The organism is Pseudarthrobacter sp. MM222 (assembly GCF_947090775.1).
GTDB lineage: Bacteria > Actinomycetota > Actinomycetes > Actinomycetales > Micrococcaceae > Arthrobacter.
In genome coordinates, this window is the sequence record NZ_OX352321.1 from 2243913 (window position 1) to 2265791 (window position 21879).

The following is a 21879-nucleotide window of genomic DNA, read 5'->3' on the forward strand; positions in this document are numbered from 1 at the left end:
TGCTGCCGGGTGCTGCCGGATCGGCCCCGCTCCCCCACTGGCACGCCCGCGGCCCCGGATGGTCGGTGATGACCATCCGGGGCCGCAGCTAGAGCGTCCCGTTCGTGCTACCTCACGGGCCGGTGGTGAAGCTCCAGGTCGTGGCCGGGAGAGGGTTGCCTCCGGCGTCGGCAATGCCGGTCGTCAGCCCCGCCGTGAACCGGGTGTTCGCCGCCAGAGCCGCACTCGGGTCGAGGGTGACCACGCGTGTGAGGGTGTTGTAGGACACCACCGCCGGGATCAGGGCGTTGGTGGTGGCGTTCCTCAGCGTGACCGTCGTGGTGCTGGTGCCGGTAACCACTTCACTGAAAGTTGCAGTGACGTTGGTTGCCCGGCTGACGGCCGTAGCATTCGGAACAATATTGCGTGCTGTCACCGTAGGAGCCGGACCGGTCGTGAAGGTCCAGCTGGTCGTGGCCAGCGAATTGCCCCCCGCGTCCCGGATGGCGGCTGCACCGCCGGTCAGGGTGGCGGTGTAGCGGGTGTCCGCTACGAGCGTCGCCGTCGGGTTCAAGGTAGCGACCCGCGTCGTGGCGTTGTAGGCCACCGTCCCGGCAACAGCCGTTCCGGCCGCGTTCCGCAGCGTGAAGGTGGTGCCGCTGACTCCGGTAACTGCCTCACTGAACGTGGCCGTGACATCCGCCGTCTGGCTGACACCGGTGGCGTTGGCGGCGGCACTGCGGGCGGTCACCGTCGGAGCCGTGCCCACCCTGAAGGTCCAGCTGGTCGTGGCCAGCGGATTGCCTGCCGCGTCCCGGATGGCGGCCGCCCCGCCGGTCAGGGTAGCGGTGTAAGTGGTGTCCGCAACGAGGGTCGCCGTCGGGTTCAAGGTAGCAACCCGTGTTGTGGCGTTGTAGGCCACCGTTCCGGCAACTGCCGTTCCGGCAGCGTTCCGCAGCGTGAACGTCGTGCCGCTGACTCCGGTGACCGCTTCGCTGAACGTCGCGGTGACATCCGCCGCTACGTTCACCCCGGTGGCGTTCGGAGCAGCACTCCGGGCCGTCACCGTCGGCGCGGGACCGGTGGTGAAGGACCAGCTTGTGGCCGCCAGGGCGTTGTTTGCCGCGTCGCGGATGGCGGTCGCCCCGCCGGTCAGGGTGACGGTGTAGCGGGTGTCCGCTACGAGGTTCGCTGTCGGGTTCAACGTGGCCACCCGCGTCAGGACGTTGTAGGACACCGTCCCGGCAACGGCCGTTCCTGCCGCGTTCCGCAGCGTGAACGTCGTGCCGCTGACTCCCGTGACTGCCTCACTGAACGTCGCCGTGACATCCGCCGCTGCGCTGACTCCGGTGGCGTTCGGAACTGCACTGCGGGCAGTCACCGTGGGTACCGTCGTGTCGGCCGGTGCCGCGGTGGTGAACGACCAGCTGGTGGTCGCCAAGGCGTTGTTTGAGTTGTCCCGGATGGCCGTAGCTCCGCCGGTCAGGGTGGCCGTGTACGTCGTCGCCGGGGCCAGGTCGGCCGTCGGGTTCAGCGTGGCAACCCGGGTGGCGGCGTCGTAGCTAACCGCACCCGCAACGGCGGTTGTGCCGTTCACCAGCGTGAACGTCGTGCCGCTGACTGCCTGGACGGCCTCGTTGAACGTGGCCGTGACATTCGTACCGACGGCAACTGCCGTCGCTGCCGCTGCCGGCGTACGCGTCGACACCGTGGGTACTGCCGTGTCAGCCGGCACCGCGGTGGTGAACGTCCAGCTGGTGGTCGCCAACGCGTTGTTTGAGTTGTCCCGGATGGCCGTACCGCCGCCGGTCAGAGTGGCCGTGTACGTGGTTCCCGCGGCCAGGTCGGCCGTGGGGTCCAGCGTGGCAACCCGGGTGAGCGGGTTGTACGTTACAGCCCCGGGAACGACTGTCCCGGTGGCCGTTCCCGTGCGCAGCGTGAACGTCGTGCCACTGACGGCTTGGACGGCCTCGCTGAAGGTGGCTGAAACATTCGTCCCCACCGTCACCGCCGTCGCTGCGGCTCCGGGGGTACGCGTGGTCACTGCCGGAGCGGCAGTATCAGCGGTGGTGAACGTCCAGCTGGTGCTGGCCAGGGGGTTGTTGGCCGCATCGCGGATGGCGGCCGTACCGCCGGTCAGGGTCGCGGTATACGTGGTCCCCGAGGCCAGGTTGGCGGTGGGGTCAAACGTCGCGGTCCGGGTTACGGCATCATAGGTGACCGCACCCGCAACCGCGGTTCCGGTCCCGGTGGCCGTTCCCGTCCGCAGCGTGAACGTCGCGCTGCCCACGGCCTGGACGGCCTCATCGAATGTGGCCGTGACATTAGCGCCAGCGGGCACTGCCGTCGCCGCGGATTCGGGTGAACGAGTGGACACCGCTGGAACGACGGTATCCGCCGTCGTAAATGACCAGCTGGCGGTTTCCAGAGGGTTGTCCGCCGCATCACGGATGGCGGTTGCACCGCCGGTCAGGGTTGCCGTGTAGGTGCTCCCCGAGGCCAGGTCAGCCTCCGGATTCAGGGTAGCAATCCGGGCGGCAGCGTCGTAGCTGACCGTTCCCGCCACCGTGTTCCCGGCGGCATCGGCCAGCGTGAACGTCGTGCCGCTGACGGCCTGGACGGCCTCGCTGAACGTGGCCGAGATGTTCGCGCCGGCAGCAACTGCCGTCGCGCCAGCTGCAGGGGTTCGCGTCGACAGGGTCGGCGCCGTGCTGTCAGTAGCCGTGGTGAACGTCCAGCTGGAGGTGTCGAGCGGGTTGTCCGCGGCATCACGGATGTCGGCCCCGCCGCCGGTCAGCGTAGCCCTGTAGGTGGTTCCCGCGCCCAGGTCTGCCGTCGGGTCCAGCGTGGCGACCCGGGTGGTGGCGTTGTAGCTGACTGCCCCGGCAACAGCAGTGCCGTTGGGGTCCGTCAGGGTGAACGTCGTGCCGCTCACGGCCTGGACGGCCTCACTGAAAGTAGCCGTGATATTCGTGCCTGTGGCAACGGCCGTGGCGTCCGCCGCCGGTGTCCGCGTCGTCACCGTCGGCACGACGGTATCGGCCGTGTTGAAGGCCCAGGTGGCGCCGGCGAAGGCGTTGCCCGACGGATCGGTGATGGTGTTCTTCACGGACACCGTGTACCTGGTGCTGCTTGCCAGCGGATCCGTCGGGTCCAGGGTTGCCCTGCGGGCAGCGGTGTCATACGTCACCGCGGCCGGTACGACGGCGCCGCTCGGGTCCTGCATGACGAAGGACGTACCGTTCACGCCGCTGACAGCCTCGGAGAACGTGGCGGTAACGGTGTTGAACGACGGGACTCCGGTCGCGTTCGACGCCGGGGACTGACCGGTCAGGGTGGGCGCTACAGTGTCCGGGTCACCAATCCGCCAGGAGTACGTGGCCGGCGTCCCGACGTTGCCGGCGGCATCGGTCGCCCGCACGTTAAAGGTGTAGCTGCCGTTGAGCTGCGCGTCATAGGACTTGGGCGACGCACAGACGGGGTCCCACGAACTGTTGCTGGGCAGCAGCTGGCATTCATGGAAGGCCCCGGGATCGTCGCTCCGGTAGCTGACGGTGGGTGTGGTGTCCGCAGACGGGTTGGACGGGAACGGGGCAATGATTGTGGTCACCGGAGCCGCCGTGTCGACCGTAAAGGAAAGTGTCCCGGACGTCAGGTACTGCGATACGGCGGGATCGGTGGGCAGTCCGGTCTCGGGGTCGACTGTGTAGGCCGGATTAAGGGTCCGTGCCTGGACCCGGTGGACGCCCGGCGCCAACGCGGCGTCCAGAGGCACCGAGTAGGCGCCGTTGACCGTGGTGGTGGCTGCCGCTGGAGTCGCGGCGCCATCCAGGATTATCTCCACGGGGGCTTCCGAAGCACCGACCCCCGGGACTGTGCCGGTGAACGCCGGCGTGGTGTTGTTGGTGGTGTTATCGGTGTTGGAGCGTCCGCTGTCGCTGGCTGCCGTCAGGTCGGGGGTGGAGGGGGCGGCGTCCGGTCCGTCGTAGATCAGGCCCTGAACGGAGAAAGTGTTGACGGTCAGTGTGTTGACGCCGGGGCCACCCGCATTGGGCCCCTCTACGACCACTGCGTTGAGCCCGGACGGCGCGCCGGTCACCGGGCGTGCGGTATTGATGTCGCCAATGGTCCCGGCCGGGGCACCGACCTGCCGCAGGAAGGATGCGGTGGCGCCGGTTTGGTAGTCACCCAGGAACGCTTCACCGACACCCACCCAGTCACAGGGGATCCTCGGTGAGGGAGTGCAGACACCGTCGTCGATTGTGGCCCGAATCTGCCCCGGCCTCTTCCCCCCTGCCGGATCCGCCGTCAGGGTGGTGACACCATAGGGGTGCCTGAAAGTGTACGAAGCGCCCGGCACGAGGCCGGTCATGTCGAAGCGCAGTCGGGCGAAGCCCATCTGTTCCCCCGGCACCACTGCACCGTTGAGATGCGCCGCCTCAAGGGCCGCCTCGAAGAGAAGGTTGCCGCCCTCGGCCGTGGCCTGGAACCAGAAGGCCTCTTCGGGAAAGTTATCCGGATACGCGGCAGGCGCAGAGGCGTCCGGCGGCTCGGAGAGGCAGCCGGATCCGGCCATGTAGCACAGCTGCAGTTTGACGGTTCCGTCCGAGTACCACGTGGGGAAGCCGTTCTGCGGATCCACGGGACCCATGCCTGCCACGGCAGCTTGTGCGGGCACCATCGCCAGCGGAGCCAGGGCGGCTGCCAATAGGGACCCGACAGCGACGGATGACAACCAGCGCAGCCGGCCGGGCGGATGTTCACGCCTGTTCTGGACGGTTTCAGATGTGCTGCCAGGACGGGCTGTTCTGATTGACATGGCGGTTTTCCCCTTACTCAATAGGGAGATCCCCATATTGCGGAGACCTAACTCTTCCGTGGGAGTCCCACGGCGTGCGTCCAGAACTATCGGTCCCACCCTGCGTAAAACCTGCCGAAACCTTGAGGCGGCCGTGCGCGCCGGGGAGGCGGAGCACCCGGGCCCAATCAGAAGGACACCCGGTTCGGGGGTAGCGAACCGGGTGTCGTGGTTGTCGGGTGTTCTGGTGCAGGGCGGCTGCCGGACGCCGCCTATTTCTGGCCGGTGATAAGGACGCCCTGGATCGCCGTCAGCGGCACTGCTCCGAAGTCCCTGGAATCGATCGATACGCCCCGGTTATCCCCAAGGACGAAGACACTTCCGGCCGGCACCTTTTCGGGTCCGAAGTAGGTACCGTCGATGCGGCTGTGGTCGACGAACGGCTCGGGCACGGCGACGTCGTCGACGAACAGTTCAGAGTCCCGGATTGCGACGCTCTGCCCCTCCAGCGCTATGACGCGCTTGATGGCGGTCCGTCCGTCTACGGGGCTGGCAAAGGCCACCACCACACTGTTCCTGATCCCGCCCGTGGCCGCAGCCGGCTTGTAGAGGAGCACAATGGCGCCGGAGTGGATCGTCGGCTCCATACTGTCCGATGAAACCGTGAAAGGCTCGACCAGCCAGGTGCGGACGGCAAGAACTATCAGGACGGGGATTAACGCCGCGGCGAGGATCCGGGCCCAGCGGAACCTGGCCGACGGCGGATGGGTCCTCGTCCGGGGGCTCCGGAGGGCTCGTCTTCCGTGGGCCGCCTTTTCGAGGGTGGTCAATCCCGTTCCTCGTCCCAGGTAGGCTTGGCCGCCGTCATGGGATGGTCCCCGTCCCAGTCGTCTTCCTTCAGGCCCACACGGAACTGCGCCATCATGTCGTGGTCCTCGTGCGGCAGGTTATGGCAGTGCATCATGTAGAGGCCCGTGTTGGGCGTGAACTTCATCAGGAGGCGGACGGTCTCGCCTTCGCCCACGTACACCACGTCCTTGGGCCCGCGCTCGTAGTCGAAGGGGGGCCGCCCGTTGCGGCTGAGGATCTGGAAGTCCACCAGGTGGATGTGCAGGGGGTGGAACCAGCCGCCGGACTTGTTTTCGATTTCCCAGATCTCCACCGAGTTCAATTCCGGGTCGGCAACGACCTTCTTGTAGCCGCTGGCGATGACGTCCTGCCAGCTGTCGTCGTTGATTGTCCACAGGTTGGTGCTGTCGTTCCTCTTGACCCGGAATTTGCGTGTTTTCACCGACTGCGCCGGCACCAGCGACATTGCTTCACTGTTGGTGAGCGTGGTCGGGATCCGGTCCCAGGTGGGGTCCGTGGTGTCGACGGGCGTATCCGTGACGTCGAAGGCCATGATCTTGTTGGTGAAGTCGTAGTCGACGTTGTTTTTGTTGGACAGGTTCCGCAGTTCGATCCGCTGGCCCGTCTTGTACTTCCGGAAGTCGATGAGGATCTCGTACCGCTCCGCTCCGGCATGGCGCCAGTTGGCCACGGTCTTTGCCACCGGGAGCAGCCCGCCATCCGAGCCCACCATGACCACGGGATCGCCGGTGCTGAGCGTGGGCCGCAAGGAACGGGAGATGGAGCAGTTGAGCACCCTGAAGCGGTAAACGCGTTTCTGCACCTTCATGACCGGCCATGGCTTTCCGTTGACCAGGATCACGTCACCCCAGAGCCCGGAGTGGCTGTTGTCGTCGTAGCCGAGGGCTCCGTTGGCAGCGAACATGGCATCGCTGATGGTCAGGGCGACGTCGAAGTCGCCCTGCGGGAGAAGCTTCCGCTCGATGGGATCATGCATGTGGTACTGGGCGGCCAGCCCGGAATAGGCGTTCATGGCGGTGAAATGCACGCCGTGATCGTGGTACCAGAGCGTGCGGGCTGGCTGGAAGTTCGGGTAGTGATAGTCCTTGTAGAACCCCGGATGAGTGATGTCGCTGGCGTAGCCGTCGAATTGCGGCTTCGATGCAGAACCATGCAGGTGCGTGGACGTGGACAGGGCGTGGCCGTCGAGTGCGTGGGTGGCCGGCAACTGGTTCCGGATCCGCAGCACGGCCTTCGTCCCCTGGTCGAGGCTGATTGTCGGTCCGGGGAACAGACCGTTGTAGCCAAGAATGGGGGTGCTGAGCCGTGGCAGGATGTTGGCCATCGCGGCCTTCTGAGTCAGCTTGTAGTAGTTGACCGGCAGGCCGTCTGCGGGGTCGGTCCCTGTGGCATAGGGGGCGAGCACAGGAGCCTGCACGAAGGGTGTCTGGAATGGCCGCGGCATCTCCTTGGAGCTGAGCCGGCTTGCCGATTTGGCCTCCACCGTTCCCGTCGGCAGCATGGCACCACCTGCGCCGAGGACTCCCAGTCCCCCGATCAGCAGAACTTGACGTCGTGAAACGGACATGACCGGTCTCCTTTTTCTTCTTCGGTAATCCGACAGTGCAGTACGGACCTTGGGGGAATCCTGTGGATTCCCGGAATTAATCGGCGGCTCGCCGCGAGGTTGGGCACCAGGCAGTCACCGTAGTGCCGGCGCCCGGGACGCTGAGGACTTGCAGGGCCCCACCGGCCTCCTGGATGGTGTCCTTGAGGATCCGAAGCCCCACGTGTCCCTCCGCGGCGAGCTGGGTCCGATCGAATCCAGCGCCGTTGTCAGCGATGCTTATTTCGGCGCCCAGATGGTCCAGCCGCAGCCCGAGCATCACCTCGGTGGCGCCGGAGTGTTTGGCGCTGTTCGACAGCGCTTCCCGGGCCACCCGGTAAAGCAAGGCTGCTGAGCCCCGATCCAACGGAACGTCGTCAGGGATCAGGACCTGGACCGCGAGACCGCGTTCCCGATGGGGCTCCACGAGCCGTTCGAGCGCTGTGTTGAGCCCCAGTTGCTCGAGGTCCGGTGGGTACAGTTCGCTGATCATCGCCCGCAGCGCCCGGACGCTGTCCTGGAGAATTCGCCGGGCAACGCCAAGCACCGGCCGTTGTTCGGGCGGTCCGTGGACCTCTTCCGACTCGAGTGCGTAGCCCAGCCCGGAGAGCCCCTGGATCACTTCATCGTGCAGGTCCCGCGCGATCCTCCGGCGTTCCAGGTCGGAGGCCTCAACGGAGCGCTTGAGCAGCCGGTTCCGGCTCACCTGATGCATTTGGATTTCGCGGGCCAGGCGGATGGCGGGGGGCAGCTGGGCGAGCTGCAGGGCGGCCAGCGAGAGCAGCAGCGGCGGAATCATGCTGTACAGGACCGCCTGTTGTCCTTCACGGACGGGGTCGTCGTCGTAGTACGCCTCGAAGATCAGCCGGGTGCCGTCCAGTGCCGAGGAGCTGACGTAGACCTCAACCAGTTCTCCGGAGGCTGATTCAAACTCGTTCTCCAGTTCCTGCTGGCTTTCCAGGGAAGCAGTGCCGGGCCCACCGTCCAGCAGCTCTTGGGCCCACTGCGGCAGATCAAATTTCTGGCCTACCAACGAGCGCATGTCGGAATAGACCACTCGGCCATCCGCATCCCACACCTTGATACGAAGCACGGAGGCGTCGTCGCGCCAAGGCTGCAACGCGCTGTCCAACTCGGACAGTGCCAGCGAGTCACCGGCCAGCAGCTGGTCATTCACCAATGGTCTGATGGCAAGGTCTGCCACCCGCTGCGTAAGAATGAGGGCCTGGTCGAGTGCGTGCCGTTCCGCAACGCTGCGGATCCAGAACGCAACCGGCGTCGCCACGACCAGCAGGGCAAGAAACCCCATCAGGAGGAATTTCGCTACCGCAGCGCGGACCTGGAAGCGCTCGGCGGCTGCTGCCTGATCGATTGGCTGGGTGCGTTCCTCGGTGTCAGAAGGCCTGGACACCGTCAACGCTCAAGATCCCACGGACTTCCGCCTCGGCCATAGCTTCCGTGTGCGTATGCGAGCCGAGCTTGGAAAAGATGGTTCTGACATGTCCGCGGCAGGCGTGGACCGAGATGCCCAGGCCCTTTGCTACTGCCCTTATTTCCTGCCCTTCGGCCATCAAACGCAGGACGTCCACCTCGCGGATGCTGAGCGGGTCCGGGTAGTTCCCGCCCGGGGGAGCCATTTGGGGGACACCAATCTGTGCCACCAGCGAGGGATGAACCACCATGTTCCCGGCCCTGGCATGCCGGAGGGTATCGAGCATGATGGCCAGCGAGCCGTCTTTGGGCAGGAAACCGCAGATTCCTATTGCCGCTGCCTGCCGGAGGACTTCTTGGGTGGGGTCGCCCGTCAGCATGATGATCCGCGTATCCGGGTCCTGTTCCAGAATCCGGCGTGCGGCCGTGAGCCCGTCGCCATCCGGCAAGTGATAATCCATGACCACCACGTCTGGTGCCAGTTCACGGCACATCAGCACGCCAGTCTCTACGGACTCAGCCGAGCCCACACTCTGCAGGTCCGGTTCCCGGTCCAGTGCGCTGGTCAGCAGTTCGGTGAACGTCCGGTGGTCATCGATAGTGACGATCCGAAGGGTGGCCGCGGGAGCCGCGTCCCTGACGGGCTGGCTTCCATTTGGCGACGCCGGGATTTTGGGGTCAGCCACGGACACCGGGGGTGTGTGGTCGGCGGTCAACCGCAGCAGGCGGGCGTGTGCGGCGCGAAGCGAATCCCCTGGGCTGCACCCCATCTCCCGGTCCAATGTGCGGCGGAACTCCTCAAAGGCCCGGAGCGCTTCGAGCGGCTGCCCTGACGCCTCCAGCCCAAGGACGAGGGAAGACCAGGCGCTCTCGTTTAGGCGATCAATTGCTACGGCTTCCCTTGCCCAGGCGATTGCCAGTTCGGGTTCGTCCAGGGACAGCGCCAATTTGGCGGCGAGGGCTCGGGCCCGGCCGACCCGAAGTTCATGCTGGCCTCGCTCTTCCTCCGCCCACGACGCCTGCAACTCGTCCCCCAGCAAGGGCGCGGTGGCCAGGGTGAGCGCTTCCTGCAGGAGCTTCAATGCCTCCGGCGGCTCGCACTGCGATGCCCGCCTGGAGAGTTCATTAAAGCGGCTGACGTCAAGGTTCACCAGGAGGGGATCCATCATGTAGCCACCAGTGACCGTCCGAAGCGGACCGGTCTTGCCCTGGCCGGGCTGGAGGTGCCGGCGAAGCACGCTGACGTAGCTTTCCAGCGTCGGAAGTGCCTCCGCCGGCGGCCGCCCAGCCCACAGGACGTCAATAAGACGGTCCTTGGATACGGGCATGCCCAGATTCAAAAGAAGGATTTCGAGGATCTGACGCGGTTTGGTACCGCCGAGCCCGCTGGCATCCAAGGTTGCGGTTGCGGATTGGATCCGCAGGGGGCCGAGGATCTTGATGTCCAGGAAACCCGGCGGCCGTGGCGGCCCCGCAACGACGGATTGTTCAGTGGTTTCCTGCAAGGGATTGAGGAGCATTTCGAGACCTGCAATTCAGACGGGAACTTGTGCTCCCAAGCATTTGGTATGCGATAAGCCTCAACACCAGTGTGCTGTACTCGTTTTTCCTGCGTGGGACTACCCGGAGGCTCAGGCCTCAGCTGCCCCGGTGGTGACCCGCTCCGAGCGACAGCTCCTGTCCCCCGGGCAGTTCCAGCGTCAGATCAATGGCGCGATCCGGGAGCTCGAACACAAGTGTGGCGTTGATGCTCTCCCCCTGGGCCGCGGTAGGCGGAAGGGGGGAAGACCAGACGGCTTTCCAGGTTCCGCTGCCGAGGCCCGAGATGGAGTAGTCAGAGGGGTCAATGGAGAGACCGCCCTTTTCCAATGCGGTCAGCTCCAGCAGAACGCGGACCCGGTGGAGCCCCTCCGCGGCCGGGATAGCCAGCGCGGCCGGAGCCGATGCGGGCATCCAACCGTCGACCTCGGTCGGTATGACCCCGTTGATCCGGGCGACTCCCCCGGTGACACCGGCCGAGGCGCCCAGGGGGGCGGGGGGTTTCCGCGGCGTGGCCATCAGGAGGCTGGCGACAATGACCCCGACAAGGGTGAGCAGAATCGCCGGAACCAGGATTTTCGTGCGCTGGAGCGTTGTTGACCGTGACATGTTGATAAGTGTCCGGCCTCAGCCCTAGGGAAACCCTTGGAACGTCGCTCCGGCCATACGCGCGGGCTTTCTGGCAACAGGATATTTACAAGTCCGCATCCATAGCGTGACGGTCAACAGGTGGGCCCCGGGCGCACCCTGTTCCTGCCCCTCGGGCCGGAGCGGCGACAAACGCACAGAATGGAGACCGGAATGCAACGAATAGGTGGGTCCTTTTTCCCGGTTTCCGCGGTGCAAGCCGGTGGACTGGCAGCCGGATCGGTACATGTTAAGCTGGCGGTCGGCCCGGCCCTGCCGGAATCAGCATGACCTCCGGTGAAGGATTCCGGAACGCCGGCGAACTCCCGGGCCGGGATTGGGGCAGCAGGGCAGCGCCGCACGACCGTGCGCCCGACCAATATGCCGGCACCTCGCTTCGGTTGCAGGTCCTCGAGATCATCGCCAGCCTCCTCAACAGCACCGGGCCCGAATTGGAGGAGGTGCGTGTCCGGCTGCGAAATCTTGTCCGTGAGCATCCCTGGGACCCGGAAATCGCGCTGTTGCTGCACCTTAGCGGGGTGGGACGGGACAGTACTGCTCCGCAGGATGGGTTCACCCTTGCCATCGAGCCGCCCCCCGTCCAGGCGCCGGCGCTTGCCCAGGAACCGTCCGGGGGTGATCGTCCCGAATAGGGTCACACCTTCTTTTCAGGCGAGGAGGGTCGACGGCGCAACCGGTCCTCAACCTTTCCCGGTCGGTCGGACGGCACTCGCTGGCACCGGTTCGTGCCGCAGGTAGCTCCGGCTGAACCTTCCGCTCCCGGACGTCAGGGCGCGCAATTCAATCGAATACCGCAACAGTTCCTGATCAGGGACTTCGGCGCCGATTTCCGTGATGTCTCCCCCCGTGGACGTTGTGCCGGTCAGCCGTGCACGGCGGGAGGACAAACCGCTCATTACCGCCCCCACGTGCTCGTCTGAAACGCTGATGGTGACTTCGGAGACGGGTTCCAGCAATTGAATGCGCGTGGCCGCGGCCGCCTCGCGCAGGGCCAGCGCACCCGCCGCCTGAAATGCGGCATCGGAGGAGTCCACGCTGTGTGCCTTGCCGCCGAGCAACGTCACCCGGATATCCACCACCGGGAAGCCTGCGGCGACCCCTTTCTGCATCTGGGCCCGTACCCCTTTCTCCACCGAAGCGATGAAAGGCCCCGGAATGACGCCCCCCACGGTCTTGTCGATGAATTCGAAGCCGGCACCGCGCGCGAGCGGCTCGACGTCGATGTCGCAGACGGCATACTGGCCATGGCCCCCGGATTGCTTGACGTACCTGCCGTGGCCGGCCGCGCGCGCCGAAAAGGTCTCCCGCAGCGGTGTCACCACCTCCACCGTGTGCAGGTTCACCCCCTGGTCCCGCAGCCTGCCGAGGACCACCTCGGCGTGCGCCTCACCCATGCACCACAGGATCAGCTGATGGGTCTCGGGGTTCCGCTCGACCCGGAGGGCCGGGTCGCCGGCCGCGACCTTTCCCAGGCTTTTGGCCAGGACGTCCTCGTCACCGTGCGAGGCCGCCTCGATGGCGACGGGAAGCAGCGGTTGGGGCATCTCCCACGGCTGGACCAACAGCGGCAGCTCCTTGGCCGAGATGGTGTCCCCGGTCTCGGCGGCGCCCAACTTTGTAAGGGCGCAAATATCTCCGGCCACGCAGTATGGGACCGGCCGCAGACTGGAACCGAAGGGGGAATACAGGTGCGCGACCCGCTCGTCGCTGTCGTGGTCTTCATGGCCCCGGTCGGCCAGGCCGCGGCCGCCGACATGGACAGCCGAGTCTTCCCGTAGCGTGCCGGAGAAAAGGCGGACGAGGCAGACCCGGCCCAGGAACGGGTCGATCGTGGTGCGCACGACCTCGCCGGCCAGGGGGCCCGCCGGGTCACAGCCCGCGAGGCCGGCCGGGCTACCGGCGAGATCCGTTACAGGCGGCAGTTCACGCTCGACCGGGGACGGGAACGCCCGCGTCATTGACTCCAGCAGTTCTGCCAGGCCGAGGCCGGTCTCCGCGGAGGTCGGCAGCACCGGATGGAAGGAGGCCCTTGCCACTGCCGTCTCCAGATCCTGAACCAGAATGTCCGCTGCGATTTCCTCGCCGGCAAGGTACCGGTCCATCAGCGTCTCGTCTTCGCTCTCCGCGATGATGCCTTCAATGAGGGCGCTCCGCGCAGCCTCCGACGCGCGGAGTTCGACGTCGTCGGCGTTCCGAAAGACGGGCAAAGGATTGTCCGCCGCCAGTTCCGAGACGGTGCCGGAGAGCAGCCCGAACAAGGCCGTGGTGGCGGTCCCCGTGCCGACCGGCAGGTAGAGCGGCATCACCGAGTCACCGAAGGCCTGCCTGCATCTGGCGAGGGCGGCGTCGAAGTCCGCCCGGGGGTGATCCAGGCGGCTAATTACAACCGCCCGCGGCATGCGGGCCCGCTGGCACTCCGTCCAGAGTGCGCTGGTCGCAGCGTCGATATCGTCAACGGCCGAGACGACAAAAAGCGCCGCGTCCGCGGCGCGCAGTCCGGCCCGCAGCTCACCGATAAACTCCCCGTAACCGGGAGTGTCCAGCAGGTTGACCTTGACGCCGTTGATCCCGATGGGCACCACCGAGAGCGCGACGGAACGCTGTTGGTGGATCGCCGCCGGTTCCGAATCGCTGACGGTGGTGCCTTCCGCGATGGAGCCCTTGCGTGAGATGGCGCCGGTGGCGGCGAGCAGCGCCTCCGTGAGCAGAGTCTTGCCGGAGCCCGAGTGGCCAACGAGGGCCACATTCCGGATTTGCTCGGGCCGGTCCGGCGGCGATCCGACTGTTGCGTCCGCCCGCCGGAGGTCGGCGCCGCGGCCGGGATTCTTCGCCGGAACCTTTGCATCCTTCGTCGGCATGAGTGCCTCCTGGCGTTGTATCCATGGTCCGCGGCCGTGCGGCCGAAAAGGCCTGTGTTAAGGATTTGACACCCTGCGAGGAGCCGACAGCAAGAGCCAGCCAATCTCCGGCCTCCGGGCTCACGGCCCGCCCGCGCTTGCTCGCGGCTCAGCGGCCGTCGTAGGCCCTTTGCAGCGCGGCGATATCCAGCTTGTGCATTGAGAGCATGGCTTGCATGGCCCGTTGGGAGCCCACCGGGTCGGGGCCGCCGAGCAGTTGGCCCAGCACGGACGGTATGACCTGCCACGAGACCCCGTACCTGTCCTTGAGCCAGCCGCACTGGCCTTCGGAGCCGCCCTGGCTCAACGCCGCCCAGTAGCGGTCCACGTCTTCCTGCGAGGCGCAATCGACGACGAAGGAGACCGCCTCGCTGAAGGTGAAGGCCGGTCCCCCGTTCAGCGCGGTGAAGGTCCGGTCCCCGATCTCGAAGCGGACCGTGATCGCCTGGCCCGCGGGCCCGGGGCCACCTTCGCCGTAGCGGGCCACGTCCAGGACCTTGCCGTCCCCGAAGACGGAAACGTAGAACTCAGCGGCCTCCTCGGCCTGGTTGTCGAACCACAGGCAGGTGGTGATTTTTTCGCTCACTGCGCACGCTCTTTCCGCTCTGCCCGTGCCGCAGGGCTGTGTCCGGCGGCGATGCGGGTTGAGCCAGAGCCTAGCCCCGCACCCTTAGGCACACAACGTCCGGTCACCCCGACGGCAGTGCGGTGACCGGCCATTGCGCCCAGGCCCGGCTGCGGGGCTAGGGTTGAAGCCATGACGTTCTCCACATCCCGAATTCCGCGTGCTAGCGGCCAGGGCTCGGGCCTCAAGCGGGCCGCGGCCGCCGGAGCCGACGCGGCGCTGATCCTGGCCTTTGCCGCCATCGGACGGGACGCGCACCAGCGCGGCGAGATCGTGACCGGTATCTTGGCCACTGCCTGGCCCTTCCTCGCCGGTGCTGCGGCAAGCTGGCTCGTCCTGCGCGCCTGGCGCGCTCCCCTCGCGCTATGGCCGACCGGCGTCGGCGTCTGGCTGGGGACTGTCGCCGTTGGCATGCTGCTGCGTGCCGTTACCGGGCAGACGGTGGTTCTTCCGTTCGTAGTCGTGGCGCTGCTCGCGCTGGGCGTTTTCCTGCTTGGATACCGGCTCCTTGTCTCCGGTGTGGACCGGTTCCGGTCACACCGCCGACAGGCCTGATGTACTAGGCTTGCAGGCATATGGCTCCGTCCCGACGGGCCATCTGATCGGCCGGTAACGGCGTAACAGATCCGGAAAGGTTCGATGTGGTCACCGCTTTCGTCCTGATCAAGACAGACGCTTCGCGAATCCCGGAAACGGCGGAGGAAATCTCCGCCATCCAGGGCATCAGCGAGGTCTACTCCGTGACCGGGGAATGGGATCTCATTGCCATCGCCAGGGTGCCGAAGCACGAAGATCTTGCGGACGCGATCGCGGACAAGCTCTCCAAGGTCGCCGGCGTTGTCCACACCACCACCCAGATCGCCTTCCGGGCCTATTCCCAGCACGATCTCGATGCGGCCTTCGCCCTCGGCATCGAAGAGTAGCCTCGCGCGCCGCGCGTCGGGCCGTGCCCTCAGTCCGTGCCCTTCAGGCCGTGGGCTTCAATTGCTGTGTGAGAGCGCGACCCAGCGGTCCAGCACCTCGGACGCAGCGCCGGACTCAATCGATTCCTCGGCCCGCTTCAGCGCCGCGGCCATCCTCTCCTTGAGCGGGCCGACCGCATCGAGGTCGAAGGCCACGAGGCCGGCGGCGGCGTTCAGCAGGGCCGCGTCGCGCGCGGCTCCCGGTGCACCGGCCAGGACTGCACGGACGACGGCGGCATTCGCCGTCGCGTCCCCGCCGCGCAGCTCTTCAAGCGTCGCCTGACGGATCCCGAGGTCACGCGGGTCGAAGGTTTCCTCGGCAACGACGCCGTTCCGTATCTCCCAGATCCGGGACGGCCCGGTTGTGGTCAGTTCATCGAGCCCGTCGCTGCCGCGGAAGACGAGTCCGCGGCTGCCGCGCTTGGCCAGCACGCCAGCCACCAGCGGCGCCATCCGTTCGTTGGCGACCCCGACGGCCGATGCCTGGACGTGGGCGGGGTTGACCATGGGGCCGAGGAAGTTGAAGGCCGTCGGCACGCCCAGTTCCCGGCGGGCCACCGCTGCGTGACGCATCGAGGGATGAAACACCTGGGCAAAACAGAAGGTGATCCCGGCCTCATCCGCGTTCAGCGCCACCCGCGGAATCGGAAGGTCCAACCGGACGCCGAGGGCTTCCAGGACGTCGGCTGAACCGGACGTCGAGGACGCCGCGCGGTTGCCGTGCTTGACCACCTTCGCGCCCGCGCCCGCGGCGATCAGCGCTGCCATGGTGGAAATGTTCACGGTGTTCTGCTGGTCCCCGCCGGTACCGACGATATCCAGCTTCTCGCCGGCGATGTCTATCGGGTTGGCGTTGGCGATCATCGCCTCCACCAGACCGGCCAACTCGTCCACGGTCTCGCCCTTGGACCGCAACGCGACAAGGAAGCCCGCCACCTGCGCCGGCGACGACTCGCCGGACATGATCGAGTTCATCGCCCACTCCGTGCTGCCGGTCGTGAGATCCGTACCGTCAATGAGTGCGCCGATGAGCCGCGGCCAGGTGTTGCCTGCGGGCTGGGCAGAAGCCTGAGAAGTCACCTCCCGATGCTATCGAGGTGCGGACCGCTATGACCAATGTGAACGGGTACGGGAACTTTTCCGCGCGAATTCGCGTCTTTGTAGAAAAAGTCCTCCGAAAACGCGGTTTGCGTTGGGCAGGACGGACTTTTATAGACATAATGTCTATGTGACATCTGCGACCCATGCCCCCAGTACCCCGGCGCACCCGACGCTGAATCGCCCGAACATGGTTTCTGTTGGAACCGTAGTCTGGCTGTCCAGTGAGTTGATGTTCTTCGCCGGTCTCTTCGCCATGTACTTCACACTCCGTTCGACTTCCGGACTGATGTGGGCCGAGGAGACAGCCAAGCTCAACTTCCCCTTTGCGCTCGTTAACACGATCGTCCTCGTGGCCAGTTCCTTTACTTGCCAGATGGGCGTCTTTGCCGCCGAGCGGCTCCAGCCGCGCCGAAGCGGCGGCCGCCGCAGCTTCACCCGCTGGGGAATGAACGAGTGGTTCACCCTGACGTTCATCATGGGCGCCGTCTTCGTGGCCGGCCAGACGACGGAATACGCCATGCTCGTTTCCGAGCACGTCTCGCTCTCCTCAAATGCCTACGGTTCAGCGTTCTACATCACTACGGGCTTCCACGGCCTACACGTCATCGGCGGCCTGGTTGCCTTCCTGCTCATCATCGGACGCTCCTTCGCGGCGAAGAAATTCGGCCACTTCGAGGCAACTTCCGCAATCGTCACCTCGTACTACTGGCACTTCGTCGACGTCGTGTGGATCGGCCTCTTCCTGGTCATCTACGTCCTCAAGTAGCCCCGACTTGACTCTTTTTCTACAAGAGGCAGAATTTCTAGAAGTGGCTCCCCGAGCCAACGCAGGATCGAATAAAGGAACCACCACGTGAAGGCACTCTCGCAGAAGCGACGTCACCCACTGGCAGCAATAGCGCTGCTACTGATGGGCCTCCTGGTCACGGGTGGGCTGTACGCCGTTGCTACCACCGTCAATCAGGCCAAAGCCACCACGAGCTTCAGCGCAAACGACGCGGAAGAAGGCGGGAAGCTCTTCGAGGCCAACTGCGCCACCTGCCACGGCATGGGCGCCAGCGGCTCGCAGTCCGGCCCCTCCCTGGTTGGCGTCGGCGCCGCCGCCGTTGACTTCCAGGTTGGCACCGGCCGCATGCCCATGCAGATGAACGGCCCGCAGGCCTATGAGAAGCCCGCCCAGTTCAACGAAGAGCAGACCCGCCAGCTGGCTGCTTACGTTGCCACCCTGGGCCCCGGCCCGGCCCTCCCCGAAGAGCACCTCCTCGACGAAAAGGGCAACGCCGCCGAGGGCGGCGAGCTGTTCCGCGTGAACTGCGCCATGTGCCACAACGCTGCCGCAGCCGGCGGCGCCCTCACCCGGGGTAAGTTCGCCCCGTCCCTCGCCGATGTCTCCGGCAAGCACATCTACGAAGCCATGGTTACCGGCCCGCAAAACATGCCGGTCTTCAACGACGCGAACGTCTCCCCGGAGGGCAAGCGCGACATCATCACCTTCCTGAAGCAGATCGAGGCCAACGGTTCACCCGGAGGCGCCGATCTTGGTGCTCTGGGTCCGGTGTCCGAAGGTCTGTTTGTGTGGATCGCCGGTCTTGGCGTCATCATCGCCTTCACCATCTGGCTGACCTCGCGGACGTCCTAACCACATCCGCAGCACCTGTAAGAAGTTTCTGCTGACCCTTCAGCAGTTTGAATTGAAAGCTAACCCGGCAGATGCCGGGACGAGAGAGGGATGAGGCGAATTATGGGCAACCATAGTGACGGCAGTCCGATCCACTCGGGCACCGTAGCTACGGCTGGTCAGAATGAGGTGGAGAAGTTCCAGGATCCTGGAATTCCTCCGCATCGTTTGCGCCTGGCTGACACGGACCCGAGGGCCGCAAAGCGAGCAGAACGGCAGGTAGCCCTCCTATTCGGGAGCTCCGTTGTCGGCACCCTGATATTCCTAGTGGCTTACTTTGCCATCGATCTGGGCGACGACACCACCATCGCCACCATCCGGCTGCAGAACGCCCTGCTGGGCATCGGCACCGCCTTTGCCATGCTTGGCATTGGCACCGGTATCGTGCACTGGGCCAAGGCCCTCATGCCGGACCACGAAGTCTCGGAAGAGCGCCATGGCATCCGCACGGAGGACGACCGGCAGGCAGCCGTACGGATCGTCGACGACATCGTCGAGGAAACCGGCATCAAGCGCCGCCCGCTGATCCGCAACACACTGCTCGGCGCCGTCGCACTGGCACCCCTGCCGGCCCTGGCCGTCTTCGGTGACCTCGGGCCGCGCCCCGACGACAAGCTCGCACACACCATGTGGGCACCGCAGGAGGGCAAGCTCAAGCGGCTGACCCGGGATCCCGACGGCACCCCGATCAAGGCCTCCGACGTGACCATCGGCTCCGCTTTCCATGTCATTCCGGAAGGCCTCAATGAGCTGCACGAAGGCAAGCTGAATGAGAAGGCCAAAGCCGTGGTCCTGCTCATGCGCCTGAACCCCGAATCCCTGAAGCCCTCCGCGGGCCGCGAGGACTGGGGCTACAACGGGATCGTCGCCTACTCCAAAATCTGCACCCATGTTGGTTGCCCTGTTGCCCTGTACGAGCAGCAGACCCACCACCTGCTGTGCCCGTGCCACCAGTCAACCTTCGACCTGACCCAGGAATGCAAGGTTATCTTCGGCCCGGCCAGCCGGCCTCTCCCCCAGCTGCCGATCGCAGTTGACGCCGAGGGCTACCTGGTCGCCACCAGCGACTTCCACGAACCTGTAGGACCTAGCTATTGGGAGCGTGATGAGCATGAGCGCAACAACAACGCCTAATGCCCCCACCTTCGTCGCCACGACCAAGGCCGGCCGTATCACCGACTTCGTTGACCAGCGTGTCGGCGGCTCCGGGATGCTGCGTGAATTCGGCCGCAAGGTCTTCCCGGACCACTGGTCCTTCATGTTCGGAGAGGTGGCGCTGTACTCCTTCGTCATCCTGCTCCTCTCCGGCACCTTCCTGACGTTCTTCTTCGATCCGTCGATGGCCGAAACGCACTACACCGGCTCCTACATTCCGTTGAAGAACGTCGAGATGTCGGTGGCGTACAGCTCCTCGCTGGACATCTCCTTCGATGTCCGTGGCGGCCTGTTCATGCGCCAGGTCCACCACTGGGCGGCGCTGCTGTTCTGCGCCTCGGTAGCTGTGCACATGCTGCGCGTCTTCTTCACCGGCGCATTCCGCAAGCCCCGCGAACTGAACTGGGTGGTGGGCGGCGTCCTGCTCATCCTCTCCCTGGCTGCAGGCTTCACCGGCTACTCGCTCCCCGATGACCTGCTGTCCGGCAACGGCCTGCGCATCATCGACGGTGTCATCAAGTCGATTCCCGTTATCGGCACCTACATCTCGTTCTTCCTCTTCGGCGGCGAGTTCCCGGGCACGATGATTATCGGCCGCCTGTACATGCTGCACATCCTGCTGGTTCCGGCACTCATCCTCCTGATGATCGTGCTGCACCTCTTCATGGTGGTCGTGCACAAGCACACCCAGTACCCCGGCCCGGGACGGAACGACGGCAACGTGGTCGGTTACCCCCTAGGCCCGGTCTACGCGGCCAAGGCCGGCGGCTTCTTCTTCATCGTGTTCGGTGTCGTTGCCCTGATGGCTGCCTTCTTCACCATCAACCCGATCTGGAACTACGGCCCCTACGACCCCTCCCCCGTCTCCGCAGGCACGCAGCCTGACTGGTACATCGGCTGGGTCGACGGTGCGCTGCGCCTGATGCCGGGTGTCATCGGCGACTTCCACCTCGAGTTCGTCGTCCTCGGCTACGTCCTGACGCTGAACGTTCTGTTGCCCGCCCTGGTACCGGCCGGAATTGTGTTCACGGTTCTCTTCACCTACCCGTGGATCGAACGCTGGATCACCAAGGATGACCGCGAGCACCACGTCCTGGACCGTCCCCGCAACGCGCCGACCCGCACGGCTATCGGCATGGCCGGCTTCACGTTCTACTGCGTCCTGTGGGCCGCGGCCAGCTCCGACCTCATCGCCACGCACTTCCACGTGTCGCTCAACGATGTCACCTACTGGCTGCGTGCGCTGTTCTTCCTCGGCCCGGTCATTGCCTTCGCCGTGACGAAGCGCGTCGCCCTGGCGCTGCAGCGCAAGGACCGCGAGATCGCCCTTCACGGCCGCGAAACCGGCCGCATCGTCCGCCTCCCGCACGGCGAGTTCATCGAGGTTCACGCCCCGCTGGACGAGTACAAGCGCTACAAGCTGGTCGGTTTCGAGTCGCCCTCCCCGCTGCCCGCGGAGCCGAACGACCACGGCGTTGTTGACGCCAAGGAGAAGCGCCGCGCGAAGCTCTCCCAGTGGTTCTTCGAGGACCGGGTTGCCCCGGCCACACCCGCGGAGCTGGAGGCGGCCCACGGCCACCACGGCGGTCACGAGGCAATCGAAGCGGCCGAGTCGCAGAAGACCCTCAGCCACTAGTACCACCGCAGAACGAGAAAGGCCCGGTCCATCAGGACCGGGCCTTTCTTTTGTCCGCTGCATCGCTACTGCCGGTACCCCGAGGCGTAATTGCGCGTGGGCCGCACACCGGGCCGTTGCAGGGGGACCCACAGCTTGTAGCGGTCGGCCCGGTAATAGGACACCGAGTAGTCCACCATGGCCCTTGCCACAAAGGCATGGCGCTGGATCTTCAGCAACGGCGAACCCACCTCAACATTGAGCAGCCTGGCCGTCGACGGCGAAGCCGCAGTGGCCTCGATCATGTCCTCGCCCCACTCCATCACCAGGCCGAAACGCTCGCTCAGGATGTTGTAGAGCGACGTCGGAGGCTCCCCGTCGAGCAGCCCGGGAACACGGTGTGCCGGGATGAAGTTCTCATCCACGCTCATGGGCTCGTTGTCTGCCAGCAGCAGGCGCCGGAACCGCACGAGCGGCGTCCCCTCCTCCAACTGCAGCTCGCGGGCGAGGAACGCACTGGCACCGATCTGCTCAAAGCTGAGGACCTTGGCCGCCGGCACCATGCCGCGCCGCTGCATCTCCTCGCTGTAGGACGTCAGCTTCACCTGCAGGTCCAGCTTCGGTTTACGGACAAAGGTCCCCAAGCCGACGACGCGCTCAATGACTTCCTCACCCACGAGGGCGTCGATGGCCTGGCGCACGGTCATCCGTGCCAGTCCGAACCGGACGGCGAGGTCCCGCTCGGACGGCAGCGCCGAACCCGGCGGGCACGCCGTCCCGATGTGCGCCCTGATGATCTCGCGCAACTGGACATAGATGGGTGTGCCGTTCTGGCGGTCGATCTCGCCGACCATCCGGGCCGCGTCAGAGGACGCCATGGCACTGCCCGCCGCATACGTTCATATCTCAAGGGTAGGCCACTTCAGGTAGAGGTCTAGACCACATGCACCCCGTTTCGCCTGCTGCCCCCACGCCCGGCTAGGCTGGAAAACACCC

The 21879-nt window shown here is 65.7% G+C and carries 17 protein-coding genes; 7 read left to right on the plus strand and 10 right to left on the minus strand.

Features of this window, described 5'->3' with window-relative positions; genetic code table 11:
• Positions 1 to 112: 112 nt before the first annotated feature.
• The 6 genes from OM977_RS10175 to OM977_RS10200 form a co-directional block, all read right to left on the minus strand.
• Positions 113 to 4798, minus strand: a complete 4686-nt coding sequence (locus OM977_RS10175; protein WP_264353863.1) for a beta strand repeat-containing protein — start codon at positions 4796 to 4798, stop codon at positions 113 to 115.
• Positions 4799 to 5049: 251 nt separating this feature from the next.
• Positions 5050 to 5607, minus strand: a complete 558-nt coding sequence (lepB, locus tag OM977_RS10180) for a signal peptidase I (RefSeq protein WP_264353864.1) — start codon at positions 5605 to 5607, stop codon at positions 5050 to 5052.
• On the minus strand, positions 5604 to 7214 hold the full coding sequence (locus tag OM977_RS10185) for a multicopper oxidase family protein (protein WP_264353865.1): 1611 nt from the start codon (positions 7212 to 7214) through the stop codon (positions 5604 to 5606). Before OM977_RS10185 ends, lepB begins: the two co-directional genes overlap by 4 nt.
• Positions 7215 to 7290: 76 nt before the next feature.
• Positions 7291 to 8643 carry a sensor histidine kinase gene (locus OM977_RS10190; RefSeq protein WP_264353866.1) on the minus strand — a complete coding sequence of 451 codons (1353 nt, stop codon included), beginning with the start codon at positions 8641 to 8643 and terminating at the stop codon, positions 7291 to 7293.
• Complete coding sequence (locus OM977_RS10195) at positions 8627 to 10183, minus strand: response regulator (RefSeq protein ID WP_264353867.1); 1557 nt, start codon at positions 10181 to 10183, stop codon at positions 8627 to 8629. The genes OM977_RS10190 and OM977_RS10195 overlap by 17 nt, the downstream gene beginning before the upstream one ends.
• Before the next feature lie 118 nt (positions 10184 to 10301).
• On the minus strand, positions 10302 to 10811 hold the full coding sequence (locus tag OM977_RS10200; RefSeq protein WP_264353868.1) for a hypothetical protein: 510 nt from the start codon (positions 10809 to 10811) through the stop codon (positions 10302 to 10304).
• Positions 10812 to 11116: 305 nt separating this feature from the next.
• On the opposite strand from OM977_RS10200, the gene OM977_RS10205 reads away from it, so the two are divergent.
• A complete protein-coding gene (locus OM977_RS10205; protein ID WP_264353869.1) occupies positions 11117 to 11482 on the plus strand; it encodes a hypothetical protein in 366 nt (121 codons plus the stop codon).
• 48 nt (positions 11483 to 11530) lie between these two features.
• On the opposite strand, the gene OM977_RS10210 is transcribed toward OM977_RS10205, so the two are convergent.
• A complete protein-coding gene (locus tag OM977_RS10210) occupies positions 11531 to 13708 on the minus strand; it encodes an elongation factor G-like protein EF-G2 (RefSeq protein ID WP_264353870.1) in 2178 nt (725 codons plus the stop codon).
• Positions 13709 to 13856: 148 nt separating this feature from the next.
• Positions 13857 to 14333 carry a VOC family protein gene (locus OM977_RS10215; RefSeq protein ID WP_264353871.1) on the minus strand — a complete coding sequence of 159 codons (477 nt, stop codon included), beginning with the start codon at positions 14331 to 14333 and terminating at the stop codon, positions 13857 to 13859.
• Positions 14334 to 14504: 171 nt separating this feature from the next.
• Between OM977_RS10215 and OM977_RS10220 the strand changes: the two genes are divergently transcribed.
• Positions 14505 to 14927, plus strand: coding sequence for a DUF3054 domain-containing protein (locus tag OM977_RS10220; RefSeq protein WP_264353872.1), 423 nt, complete (start codon positions 14505 to 14507; stop codon positions 14925 to 14927).
• Between the two features lie 86 nt (positions 14928 to 15013).
• On the plus strand, positions 15014 to 15295 hold the full coding sequence (locus tag OM977_RS10225; RefSeq protein WP_264353873.1) for an Lrp/AsnC family transcriptional regulator: 282 nt from the start codon (positions 15014 to 15016) through the stop codon (positions 15293 to 15295).
• A 57-nt stretch (positions 15296 to 15352) separates the two neighbouring features.
• Here OM977_RS10225 and trpD read toward each other — a convergent pair whose 3' ends face one another.
• Positions 15353 to 16414, minus strand: coding sequence for an anthranilate phosphoribosyltransferase (gene trpD, locus OM977_RS10230; protein WP_264353874.1), 1062 nt, complete (start codon positions 16412 to 16414; stop codon positions 15353 to 15355).
• Positions 16415 to 16526: 112 nt separating this feature from the next.
• Here trpD and ctaE point away from each other — a divergent pair, with 112 nt between their 5' ends.
• From ctaE to qcrB, 4 genes are all read left to right on the plus strand, one after another.
• Positions 16527 to 17201, plus strand: a complete 675-nt coding sequence (gene ctaE, locus OM977_RS10235) for an aa3-type cytochrome oxidase subunit III (RefSeq protein ID WP_442960637.1) — start codon at positions 16527 to 16529, stop codon at positions 17199 to 17201.
• 87 nt (positions 17202 to 17288) lie between these two features.
• A complete protein-coding gene (gene qcrC, locus OM977_RS10240) occupies positions 17289 to 18074 on the plus strand; it encodes a cytochrome bc1 complex diheme cytochrome c subunit (RefSeq protein ID WP_264353876.1) in 786 nt (261 codons plus the stop codon).
• 102 nt (positions 18075 to 18176) lie between these two features.
• On the plus strand, positions 18177 to 19247 hold the full coding sequence (qcrA, locus tag OM977_RS10245; protein ID WP_264353877.1) for a cytochrome bc1 complex Rieske iron-sulfur subunit: 1071 nt from the start codon (positions 18177 to 18179) through the stop codon (positions 19245 to 19247).
• Complete coding sequence (gene qcrB, locus OM977_RS10250) at positions 19225 to 20904, plus strand: cytochrome bc1 complex cytochrome b subunit (RefSeq protein WP_264353878.1); 1680 nt, start codon at positions 19225 to 19227, stop codon at positions 20902 to 20904. Before qcrA ends, qcrB begins: the two co-directional genes overlap by 23 nt.
• A gap of 65 nt (positions 20905 to 20969) precedes the next feature.
• On the opposite strand, the gene OM977_RS10255 is transcribed toward qcrB, so the two are convergent.
• Positions 20970 to 21761 (minus strand): GntR family transcriptional regulator, encoded by a 792-nt coding sequence (locus OM977_RS10255; RefSeq protein ID WP_264353879.1) that lies wholly within the window; start codon positions 21759 to 21761, stop codon positions 20970 to 20972.
• Positions 21762 to 21879 lie beyond the last annotated feature (118 nt).